Origin of the sequence: Bradyrhizobium sp. (assembly GCF_049512235.1) — a bacterium.
In the GTDB taxonomy this organism is placed as follows: Bacteria; Pseudomonadota; Alphaproteobacteria; order Rhizobiales; family Xanthobacteraceae; genus Bradyrhizobium.
The window spans coordinates 1-11,761 of record NZ_JBEKXH010000192.1 but is presented as its reverse complement, the minus strand read 5'-3'; the positions used below and the strand labels follow the sequence as shown (position 1 = coordinate 11,761).

At 62.8% G+C, this 11,761-nt stretch carries 9 protein-coding genes; 8 read left to right on the top strand and 1 reads right to left on the bottom strand.

Annotated features, from left to right (window positions below):
* Positions 1–1,384: PHA/PHB synthase family protein (locus tag ABSG20_RS18575; protein ID WP_423865969.1), on the bottom strand; the 1,384-nt coding region annotated here is incomplete at its 3' end.
* A 272-nt stretch (positions 1,385–1,656) separates the two neighbouring features.
* Here ABSG20_RS18575 and ABSG20_RS18570 point away from each other — a divergent pair.
* The 8 genes from ABSG20_RS18570 to recJ all read left to right on the top strand — a co-directional run bounded on the left by ABSG20_RS18570 (position 1,657) and on the right by recJ (position 11,382).
* Entirely contained in the window at positions 1,657–2,013 is a 357-nt protein-coding gene (locus ABSG20_RS18570; protein WP_423865968.1) for a hypothetical protein, read from the top strand.
* A gap of 207 nt (positions 2,014–2,220) precedes the next feature.
* Positions 2,221–3,441 carry an LL-diaminopimelate aminotransferase gene (locus ABSG20_RS18565; protein WP_423865967.1) on the top strand — a complete coding sequence of 407 codons (1,221 nt, stop codon included), beginning with the start codon at positions 2,221–2,223 and terminating at the stop codon, positions 3,439–3,441.
* Between the two features lie 102 nt (positions 3,442–3,543).
* Entirely contained in the window at positions 3,544–4,863 is a 1,320-nt protein-coding gene (locus ABSG20_RS18560; RefSeq protein WP_423865966.1) for a homoserine dehydrogenase, read from the top strand.
* Between the two features lie 83 nt (positions 4,864–4,946).
* Entirely contained in the window at positions 4,947–5,945 is a 999-nt protein-coding gene (gene glpX, locus ABSG20_RS18555) for a class II fructose-bisphosphatase (protein ID WP_423865965.1), read from the top strand.
* 11 nt (positions 5,946–5,956) lie between these two features.
* The gene (locus tag ABSG20_RS18550) at positions 5,957–6,400 is read left to right on the top strand and encodes a GNAT family N-acetyltransferase (protein ID WP_423865964.1); all 444 of its coding nucleotides are present in this window, start codon (positions 5,957–5,959) and stop codon (positions 6,398–6,400) included.
* Positions 6,401–6,445: 45 nt separating this feature from the next.
* On the top strand, positions 6,446–8,569 hold the full coding sequence (locus ABSG20_RS18545; protein WP_423865963.1) for a tetratricopeptide repeat-containing protein: 2,124 nt from the start codon (positions 6,446–6,448) through the stop codon (positions 8,567–8,569).
* A 5-nt stretch (positions 8,570–8,574) separates the two neighbouring features.
* Entirely contained in the window at positions 8,575–9,294 is a 720-nt protein-coding gene (locus ABSG20_RS18540) for a haloacid dehalogenase type II (RefSeq protein WP_423865970.1), read from the top strand.
* A 246-nt stretch (positions 9,295–9,540) separates the two neighbouring features.
* On the top strand, positions 9,541–11,382 hold the full coding sequence (gene recJ, locus ABSG20_RS18535; protein ID WP_423865962.1) for a single-stranded-DNA-specific exonuclease RecJ: 1,842 nt from the start codon (positions 9,541–9,543) through the stop codon (positions 11,380–11,382).
* Positions 11,383–11,761 lie beyond the last annotated feature (379 nt).

Here is an 11,761-nt window from a genome sequence, read left to right as displayed (position 1 = left end):
GGTTCTCCAGATAGCAGTTGCGCAGGTAATAGGAATGGTTCGCCGCCGGCATTCGCGTCGCATCCGAATTCCAGTGCAATAGATCGAACGAGGTGGGCGGTTGGCCCTTCAGGTAATTGCTGACGACATAGGACCAGATCAGATCATTCGAACGCAGCATGTTGAAGGCCATCGCCATCCTGCTGCCTTCGAGCACGCCGGCCTCCTGCATATCGCGTTCGAGCGCCGAAATCTGGTCTTCGTCGACGAACACCAGGAGATCGCCGGCGTGGGTGAAGTCGACCTGCGCCGCCAGCAACGTCGCCGACGTCACCCGCACCCGCCGCTTGTCCGCAAGCCACGCCAGCGTCGTGGCGAGCAGCGTGCCGCCCACGCAGTAACCTATGGTGTGGACTTTGAGCTCGCCGGTGGCGCGCTCGATGGCATCCATCGCCGCAAGCGGCCCCTGCTTCATGTAGTCTTCCCAGGTTTTGGCACCCAGGTTCTTGTCCGGGTTGACCCACGAAATCACGAATACCGTGATGCCCTGATCGACACACCACTTGACGAAGGATTTTTCCGGCTTGAGATCGAGGATGTAGAACTTGTTGATCCACGGCGGCACGATCAGCAGCGGCGTGCGCAACACGCTTTCCGTCGCCGGCTGATACTGGATCAGCTGCATCAGTTCGTTCTGGAAGACCACCTTGCCCGGCGTCGTGGCCATGTTGACGCCGACGACGAGGTTGGAGGGGTCGGATTGGCGGATGCGCAACGTGCCGCGTCCGGCCTCGATGTCTTCTGCCAGCATCTTCATGCCGCGAACCAGATTGTCGCCGTTGGACGAAAGCGTCTCGCGCAACACTTCCGGATTGGTGAGAACGAAATTCGAAGGCGCCAGCGCATTTGAGATCTGCTGGACGTAGAATTCGGCCTTTTTGCGGGTATGCGGATCGACCCCCTCGGCGTTGTGCACGAGCTCATTTGCCCACTTCGTCGTGAGCAGGTAGAGCTGCATCACAAAATCGAAAAATTGATTCGATTTCCACTCGGGGTCGCTGAATCGTTTGTCGCGCGGGGATGGCGTAATCGCTGGCGGCGCGTCTTCGCCAGCAAGGCGGCGCACCGCATTACCCCACAGGTCGATATAGGCCTTGCCCAGCTTGCTCTGCAGCTCGGCCGAGCGGTCCTTGTCCGAAACCCAATATCCCGCGATGGCGCTGAAAGCCTTGATCACCTCGGCGAGTTCAGAAGGCGGTTTGTCCACCACTTCGCCGCTTTCGCGCGGTTTGAGATAGGCCGCGAGCGCCTGTCCACTGGTTTCCATGGCCCTTGCGAGATTCATCGCGAAGGCTTCGGGATCGAACTTTTTCGATGGCTGGGTATCGGTGCTGACGTCGCTCATGAAAGCACACTACAGGTTCGTTTCAGTTTCGTCACCGCGCTGTTATACAGTCGCGGCACCGAGGTTAATCCGAACATTGCTCTTGTTGCACTGCGAAAGTATCTTTGTTCCGTCATATTGAAGCCTCAGCGGCCCCGTCTGTTGTTTAGGCTTTAATTGTTTCGGGCGACAACGGTTTAAGCGCATGGGTTCAAGCGCTTGCGGCCACCGCCGATGCAGCCTGCATCCCGCGGCTGCAAGGATTGACTGGGGCAAGTGAGGCTTACCTGCGGATGTCGGTGGATCGAAACAAGAGGGCATCGGCTTTGGGAGCGCTGCTGGTGTCGGCGCTGGCGCTCGGCGGCTGCGCGACATCGATCGCGGACATGCCGCTGGTGGGTACGCCGGCCGACGCGCCGTCCCGTCCCAAGGAAAACGGGGCCTACCTTCCGGTTGAAGAATTGCCGCCTGCCCGCGATGACGCCGCGATGGCGCCGGCGGAGCGCGACAAGATCAAGGCCGAGCTCATCGCAGCGCGGAACCGCCAGGCAGCTGCGGCTGCCGCCAAAGACGCAGGCCCGAAGCCGCATGACGGCACCGCCTCCAGACCACCAAGTGACCAGACCATCAAGGACCAGACCGCCAAGTGACCAGATCGCCAGGTAACGGCTGGCGCGGCCGGGCGGCCGTGGTAAAAGGGCCGCAAATCAACCGCAGATCAGGGCAAAAGCACGCAGTTTGCGGCTGAATTCGCCCTAAATGTTTGATTTGGCGCGATTTATGGGCGAAGCCGAACTTCGCTTCGTTAGTATAGTGTCGGCCATACGGCACTTATTTGGTTGCCCAAGCGAGGTCCCATGGAAGATTTCTACCGCATCCGCCGTCTGCCGCCCTACGTTTTCGAGCAGGTCAACCGGGCCAAGGCGGCCGCACGCAACGCCGGGGCCGATATCATCGATCTCGGCATGGGCAATCCGGATCTGCCGGCGCCGCCGCACGTGATTGAAAAACTGAAGGAGACGCTTGGCAAGCCGCGGACCGATCGCTACTCCGCCTCGCGCGGGATTACCGGCCTGCGCAAGGCGCAGGCTGCCTATTATGGCCGTCGTTTCAGCGTCAAGCTCAATCCGGACACCCAGATCGTCGCGACGCTGGGTTCCAAGGAGGGCTTTGCCAACGTGGCTCAGGCCATTACCGCGCCCGGTGATGTGGTGCTGTGCCCGAACCCGAGCTACCCCATTCACGCATTTGGATTTCTGATGGCTGGCGGCGTCATCCGCTCGGTACCATCGGAGCCGACGCCGCAATTCTTCGAGGCGGTGGAACGTGCGATCATTCATTCGATCCCCAAGCCGCTGGCCATCGTCGTCTGTTATCCCTCCAATCCGACCGCCTATGTCGCGAGCCTCGATTTCTACCGGGATCTGGTGGCGTTCGCGAAGAAGCACGAGATATTCATCCTGTCCGATCTGGCCTACGCAGAAGTCTATTTTGACGACGGCAATCCGCCGCCCTCGGTGCTGCAGGTTCCGGGCGCGATCGACGTGAGCGTGGAATTCACTTCGATGTCGAAGACGTTTTCGATGGCCGGTTGGCGCATGGGATTTGCCGTGGGCAACGAACGGATCATTGCCGCGCTGGCCCGGGTCAAATCCTATCTCGACTACGGTGCCTTTACGCCGGTCCAGGTCGCCGCGACCGCCGCGCTAAACGGTCCCGACGATTGCATTCGCGAGATGCGCGACACCTACCGCAAGCGCAGGGATGCGCTGGTGGAATCGTTCGGCCGCGCGGGGTGGGAGATCCCGCCGCCCGAAGCCTCGATGTTTGCCTGGGCGCCGTTGCCCGCCGCGTTTCGCGGCGTCGGCAGTATGCAGTTCGCGACCCTGATGGTGGAGAAATCCGGCGTTGTGGTTTCGCCGGGCGTTGCCTTCGGCGAGCACGGCGAGGGCTATGTTCGCATCGCCATGGTCGAAAACGAGCAACGTATCCGCCAGGCTGCCCGCGGCGTGCGCCGCTTCCTTGAAAGCGGTATTGAAACGCTGCACAACGTGGTTCCTCTCGCCAACCGGCGTTAGGCATGATCCGAAAAGCCTATTCTCGGGCTTGCGCCGAGGTTCGAGAAGGTTTTGGGATTGGATCATGCCAGGTTATGATGTCCCCGATTGGTTAATCCAGTAATGGTCGCACCCCTGAAAGTGGGTATTGCGGGGCTCGGCACTGTTGGTGCCGAAGTGGTCCGCCTGATCGAGCGGCAAGGTCGCAACCTGGCGGTGCGCTGCGGACGCGGCGTAAAAGTTGTCGCCGTTACCGCGCGTTCGAAGGCGAAAAAGCGCGGGCTCGATCTGCGCGGTATCGCCTGGGCTAAGAATGCGCTCGACTTGGCCGGCGATCCCAACATCGATTGCTTTGTCGAGTTGATGGGCGGTTCAGGCGATCCGGCGCTGTCGGCGATCGAGGCCGCGCTGAAATCCGGAAAATCGGTGGTCACCGCCAACAAGGCGCTGATCGCCAGCCATGGACTGCGCCTGGCGAAGTCAGCCGAGCAGCATGGCGGCGCGCTGAATTTCGAGGCCGCCGTCGGTGCGGCTATCCCCATCATCAAGACCTTGCGTGAGGGCCTCGCGGCAACCGACATCGACCGCGTCTACGGCATCCTGAACGGCACCTGCAACTACATCCTGACCAGGATGGAACAGGAAGGGTTGTCGTTCGACGAGTGCCTGAAGGACGCGCAACGCCTCGGCTATGCCGAGGCCAACCCGTCGTTCGACGTCGATGGCCACGACACCGCGCAGAAACTGGCCATTCTTGCGAGCCTCGCCTTCGGCACCAAGGTCGCGCAGAGCGCCGTCTATGTCGAGGGCATTTCCTCGATCGCGCCGGAGGACCTGCGCGCCGCCGAGCAACTCGGCTATCGCGTCAAACTGCTCGGGGTCGCGGTGCGGACCACGAAAGGCATCGAACAACGCGTGCATCCGACCATGGTGCTGAAATCATCAGCGATCGCGCAGGTGATGGGCGTCACCAATGCCGTGACCATCGACGGCCGGGGCATCCCGCCGATCACGCTGGTCGGCCCGGGCGCAGGTGGCGCCGCCACGGCCTCGGCCGTGGTCGCCGATATTGCCGACATCGCGCGCGGCATCCGCGTCGAGCCATTCGGGCGTCCATTGGCGCAACTGCGTAAGACCACGAAGGCGCCGATGGAGCGCCATGAGGGCGGCTACTATATCCGCTTGATGGCGCGCGATCTGGCCGGTACGGCCGCGGCGATCGCGACCCGCCTCGCCGAGCAGAAGATTTCGATCGAATCGATCGTGCAGCGTCATGCCGATGGCGTTGACGCCAACAGCAAGGCGGGGAAAGCTGCGCCGGTACCGGTCATTCTGATTACCTATGCAACCAGCGAGGACGCGGTATACCGCGCCCTGCACGCGGTGCAGCGTGACAAAGTGATCAGTGGCCGGCCGCAAGTGATAAGAATCGAAAAAAACTAGAGCTCGTCGTCTGATCGGGCGACGTGCCCTGGGATTGGCTGCGGACCACAAGGCCCGCCATGAAGACTTAAGGAGTTTTAGCGATGTCGACCCATATTTCCGTACCGCCGCAGTTGTTGCTGGAGCGCATTCTGACGCTTGAGATCGTTCGGGTGACCGAACGCGCGGCGGTGTCGGCGGCGCGTCTGCGCGGCCACCTCAATGAGAAAGCCGCCGATCAGGCCGCGGTCGACGCGATGCGGCGGGAGCTCAACAAATTGCCGATTGAAGGTACCGTGGTAATCGGCGAGGGTGAACGCGACGAAGCGCCGATGCTCTATATTGGCGAGAAGGTCGGCATCAACGCCGGCCCAAAGGTCGATATCGCGGTCGATCCTTTGGAAGGCACCACGCTCTGCGCCAAGAATATGCCAGGCTCGATTGCGACCATGGCGATGGCGGATGGCGGCACACTGTTGCATGCGCCCGATGTCTACATGCAGAAGATCGCAGTCGGCCCCGGCTATGCCAAAGGCGTGGTTGAACTCGACGCACCGCCCGCCGACAATGTTCGCCGCCTGGCCAAGGCGAAGGGTGTCGACGCTTCCGGGATCACGGTGCTGGTGCTGGATCGCCCGCGCCATTCCGATATCATCAACGCCGTGCGCGGCACCGGCGCTGCGGTGCGCCTGATCACCGACGGCGACGTGGCGGGTGTCATCCATTGCGCCGACCCCGACAATACCGGGGTCGATATGTATATCGGCACCGGTGGCGCACCCGAGGGCGTGCTGGCGGCGGTGGCGCTGCGCTGCATCGGCGGCCAGATGCAATGCCGGTTGATTCTCGATACCGAGGAGAAGCGCGAGCGCGCCAGAAAGATGGGAGTGACCGATCCATACATGATTTATGGCATCGAGGACATGGCCAGGGGCGATTGCCTGTTCGCCGCCACCGGCGTTACGACCGGGTCGCTGCTGTCGGGCGTCAAGTTCCGCAAGGATGTCATCGAGACCGAAACCGTGGTGATGCGCTCGGTTACCGGCACCGTCCGTTACATCAAGGCCGAGCACCGGCAGCTCGAGAAATTCCACCTCGATTGAGGGCGCAGATCATGGCTGTCGCCGTCAGAGCTGCAAGGCTTGCGGATCGCGAAGCCTGGCAGCCATTGTGGCAGAGCTATCTGATCTTTTACAAGGCAAGTGTCGCTGCCGATGTGACGGAAGCCACCTGGCAACGCTTCTTTGATCCGCTGGAAGGCCTCGGCGCCTTCGTCGCCGAGCGCGATGGACAATTGATCGGCTTCGCGCATTACCTGCTGCATCGCTCGACCTGGGCGCCGAAATGCTACTGCTATCTTGAAGACCTGTTCGTCGAACCCGCCGCGCGCGGCGGCGGGACAGGGCGCGCGCTGATCGCGGCGGTCGAGGCGACCGCGCGCGCGGCGGGCGCGAACCGGCTCTACTGGGTAACAGACGAGAGCAATCATCCGGCGCAAAAACTCTACGATCAGGTGGCCGAACGGCCGAGCGTCGTGCAATATCGAAAGATGCTGTGACGCCTGTGCGCAGGTGATGAAAGAGATTTGAATGGGGGACCTTTCATGACAAGCGTTTTCATCGTCAGGCCGTTTGGCGTCAAGCCGGTGACGGTCAAGGACAAGGACGGCAAGGACATTTCGGTCAAGGTCGATTTCAACCTGATCGACAAGGCCTTGATCCAGCCGGCGCTGCAGGCCAACCGGCTCGAGGGCGTCACCACCGAGGTGATCGCGGAAGCCGGCAATATCCGGCTCGACATGTTCCAGATGCTGATCAGCCATGACCTTCTCATCGCCGACATCTCGATCGACAACGCCAACGTCTTCTACGAACTCGGCATCCGCCACGGCCTGCGGCCGAAAGGCACCATCCTGCTGCGCTTTCCGTCGAGCGGCGCCGACGTGCCTTTCGACCTCAAGACCGACCGCTATATCGCCTATGACCGGGACAATCCGGCGGCCGCGGTCGATCTGCTCACGAGGTCGATCAAGGATACCCTGGGTTCGATGCGCAGCTCGGACCAGAAGCCGGACAGCCCGGTGTTTCTGCTGCTGCCCGAACTGCGCGCGCCCGATCCGGCCAGGCTGCTGGTGGTTCCCCGGGAATTTCAGGAAGCGGTCGAGCGGGCCGAGAACGACACCAGCATCGGCGGCCCGATGCTGGCGCTGCTCGGCGATGAAGCCAAGCGCCGCGACTGGGGGCGCGAAGGGGTGCGGCTGGTCGGCCGGGCGCAGCGCCGAATGCAGAGCTTCCAGGCGGCGCGCCGCTCCTGGGAATTCATTCGCCACGATTTGCCTGGGGATATCGAGGCCAATCTGCAGCTGGCCACGATTTTCCAGCGTCTTGGCGATCTCGTCGCGGCATCGCAGGCTTGTCAGCGCGTGCTGGACAACGCCTCGGCCGAACGGCGGGACCGGGCGGATGCGGAGAGCCAACTGGCGCGCAACCAGAAGAAATTATGGATCGGCGGTTTCAAGCAAATCCAGCTTGAGCAGGCGCGACGGCAGCAAGGGATTGCGGATAGCCGACTGATTTCCGCCTTCGAGGGTTACCTCACGGGCTTCGCCGAGGACATGAACGACTTCTACTCGGGCATCAACGCGCTCGGCCTTTTGACCGCGATTGTCGAGCTGGCGGTGCGGGAACCGGATGCCTGGGCTGGCACTTTCGCGACCGAGGATGAGACCAACGCGGCGCTCAAGCATTATCGTGGGCAATTGGCGGATTTGCGCGGCGCGGTGCGGCTGTCGCTGGAGAGCGTCAGGCGACGAAGCGAGCGCACCGGCAGGCCAAATGAATGGTTGCCGGCATCGGAAGCGCAATACGCGTTGCTGACGTCCGACAAGCCGGCCTTCGTGAAGTCCGCCTACAGCAGGGCCAGGAACGCGAGCAACAAATTTTCCGTGGCGTCCGAGGCCGAGCAGGTCGCGATGTTCGGCGCGCTCGGGATTTTTCCAGAGAAATGCCAGGCCGCGCTGGAGGCGCTCGGCGTTCCCTTGCCCGATTCCGGGACAACGCCAGGCGCGGTTGCGGCGGTTTCGACCGCGGCGATCAACCATGCCGCGGCGGCGCCGGCGCCCCGCGACCGCGTGATCGTCGCCACAGGGCATCGCGTCGATGCGCCCGGCCGGGCATCTCCGCGCTTTCCGAACGCGCCTGACTGCATCGACAAGGCCAGGGCCTGGCTACGCGACACGGTAAAGGCCGAACACGCCGAAACCAGAGGCGAGCTTTCGGCCATGGCCGGTGCGGCCAGTGGCACCGATCTCCTGTTCCACGAGGTTTGTGCCGAACTCGGCATCAAGACCACGGTGGTGCTGCCGATTCCTGCGGACGCCTACCGCCGCGATTCGGTCGCCGATGGCGGTGCCGACTGGGTGGAACGATTCACCCGCCAGATCAACGCCAACCCGCCCGTCATCCTCAGCGACGATGCCGAACTGCCGGTCTGGGCCGCCGATATTCCAGACTACGGCGTCTACCAGCGCGGCAATATCTTCATGATGGAGAATGCGCTGTTCGGCTCGAATGCCGACGTCACCCTGCTGGCGCTGTGGAACGGCAAGGCCGGCGATGGCCCCGGCGGCACCGCCGACATGGTCGCGCTGGCGAAAGCGCAGGGCGCCAAGGTCAGGGTCGCCGATAGCGATGCGCTGTTCGGTCTGGCGAAGGGAGAGGCGCCATGAATGTGATATCTGATCTTTCCACGGTGAAGGCCCTGGTCTTCGATGTTTTCGGCACCGTGGTCGACTGGCGCACCAGCCTGATCGCGGATTTCGCCAAATGGGCCGAGACGCGCGGCATCAAGGCGGACTGGACCGCGCTGGTCGATGGCTGGCGCGCCGTCTATGCCGCGTCGATGGATGAAGTGAGAAAACATCCGGAGCGCGGCTATATGATCCTGGACCGGCTGCATCGCCAGTCGCTGGAAAAACTGGTCGGGCAGTTTTCGATCTTAGGATTGAGCGACGCCGATCTGCATTACCTCACCATGGGCTGGCACCGGCTGCATCCATGGCCTGACAGCGTCGCCGGACTGACGCGGCTGAAGACAAAATATATCATCGCCCCGCTCTCCAACGGCAATGTCGCGCTCTTGACCAACATGGCGAAATTCGCACGATTGCCTTGGGATCTGATCCTGTCGGCGGAACTGTTCGAACATTACAAGCCCGACCCCGAAACCTATCTCGGCGCCGCGCGCCTGCTGTGCCTGCCGCCGGAACAGGTGATGATGGTCGCCGCCCACAACCAGGATCTGAAAGCTGCCCAGAAACTCGGACTGAAGACCGCCTTCGTCGCGCGCCCGACCGAATACGGCCCATTGCAGAAATACGATTTCGAGGCCACGGGCGATTGGGACATCGTGGCGAAGGATTTTGGCGAGGTGGCAGATCGAATGGGGTGCTGAGGGCTATCGTGCCCCGGATGCTGTGCCGGCCGCGCCGCATCCTGCGGCATGATGCACTGCTGATCCGGGTCCATGTGCTATATCCGTTCGTGGGTCCGGGCTTCTCGCGGAGCAGCGCACCCGGGTCCGCGCTTTGCGCGGCCCGAGGAAGGCTCCAGGCGCTGCACCGCGTCCGGGACACGATGCATGACCTGCGTTCAGCTCCGCCGCGTTTGCCTCAGCCCATCGCTATCTCTAGAAAGCATCATGACGCTTCCCGTATCCGCATTGCCCGTTGAAACGCCGCCGGCGTTTCTCGGCGTATCGCATTCGGCGACGGGAAAACTGTGGCGCGACCGGCTCGATGCCCGTGGCGCCGCCCGGGCGCTGGCGATCGCGCAGCGCTATCAATTACCGGAGATGCTGGCACGGGTTTTGGCGGGGCGTGATGTCGCGATCGACGCGGTCGAGGATTTTCTCGATCCGACCATCCGCAAACTGATGCCTGATCCCCATACCGTGACGCAGATGGAGGTCGCGGCCGGGCGCATCGCGGACGCGGCCGCAAGAGGTGAAAACGTTGCGATCTTCGGCGACTACGACGTCGACGGCGCCACCTCGGCGGCGCTGTTGGCGTGGCACCTGCGCCATTGCGGGCTCGATCCGCTGATTCACATTCCCGACCGGATCTTTGAAGGCTACGGTCCCAATATCGAGGCTGTGCGCATGCTCGCGGGCAAGGGCGCGACGCTCCTCGTGACGGTCGATTGCGGCACCACCAGCCTCGAGCCGCTGGCTGAAGCGCGACGGCAGGGAATGTCGGTCGTCGTCATCGATCATCATCAATGCGGCGATCAATTGCCCGAGGTCGACGCCTTGGTCAATCCTAACCGGCCCGATGACCTGTCAGGGCTTGGTTATCTGGCCGCCGTCGGTCTGGTGCTGGTGACTCTGGTCGCGGTCAATCGCGAGCTGCGCGCGCGGGGCTTCTGGACCGGCGAAATGCCGGAGCCGGATCTGTTGGGCATGCTGCACCACGTCGCGCTCGGCACCATCGCCGACGTCGCGCCGCTGATCGGGTTGAACAGGGCCTTCGTGGCAAAGGGACTGGTCGCGATGCGGCGCCGCGATCATGTCGGTCACACCGCGCTGATGGATGTGTCGCGGCTCAACGGGCCGCCCGAGGCCTGGCATCTCGGCTTCATGCTGGGGCCACGCATCAATGCGGGGGGGCGGATCGGCCGCGCCGATCTCGGGGTGCGGCTATTATTGGAAGGCGACGTTTCCGAGGCGGCGCGGATCGCCGCCGAGCTGGACCGGCTGAACAGCGAGCGCCGCGTCATCGAGCAGATGGCGGAGGCGCAGGCCGAAGCCGAGGCGTTGGCCTCGCTCGGGCTCGAAGACAAGGGCTCCGTAATCGTCACGGCGTCCGAAGGCTGGCATCCCGGCGTGGTCGGTCTGGTTGCCTCACGACTGAAGGAAAAATTCTCGCGGCCCGCTTTTGCCATCGCGTTGGAGCCGGGCGGTATCGGCACCGGCTCGGGCCGCTCGATAGCAGGTGTCGATCTCGGAAGAGCGGTGCGGCAGGCCGTATCGGATGGTCTGTTATTGAAGGGCGGCGGCCACGCCATGGCCGCGGGCGTGACGCTGCGCAAGGAGAGGCTGGCGGAGTTCCGCGCTTACATGGAGAACGCGCTGGCGCATGACGTGGCGGCCGCACGCCATGTCAACGAGCTCTTCATCGACGGCGCGGTCAGCGCGCGCGCGGTGACGCCTGAACTGGCGGCCACCCTCAATCGCGCCGGCCCGTTCGGCAGCGGCAATCCCGAGCCGGTAGTGGCCTTGCCGTCACATCAGCTGGTCTATGCCGATGAAGTCGGCCAGGCGCATTTGCGGCTGCGCTTCAAGTCCGGCGACGGTTCAGTCGTCAACGCCATGGCCTTTCGCTCGATTGGCCAAAGGCTCGGCAACGCGCTGATCGCGCACCGCGGTCAGCCTGTGCACGTGGCCGGTTCGCTGGCGGTCGATCGCTGGCAAGGCAGCGAGCGCGTGCAACTGCGCGTGCTGGATGTCGCGGTGCCCGATCAGGGGCCGGCGGTGATCAGGTGATGTCCTGACTGCTGGCCCAAATGGCGAGCGAAGAAATCGATCAACAATTCATGATGATGATTTTTGGCAAGGCACGACGAACGATCTTGGGGGGCATGAGAATTCCTTTTGAAATATCGCGGGCGACGGGGGCGAGTATGAATTTCGCGCCAATAAGACACGTGCCCGACGGGCTGGATTTAGTGTGATTTGGCTGTCAAGCCCCATATTAAAAAATATTACTGTTGACTTTTTGTTCGAATCAGTTATACTCACAGCCGTCTCGTTCCAGATGAGGGGCGTATCGCGATCGTCAGACACGCGGGATGAGATGCGGTGGACGCGGCAGCGTCGGGCTGGCCATGACATGGCAGGGCAGGATGTACATTGAGGTCGCCTG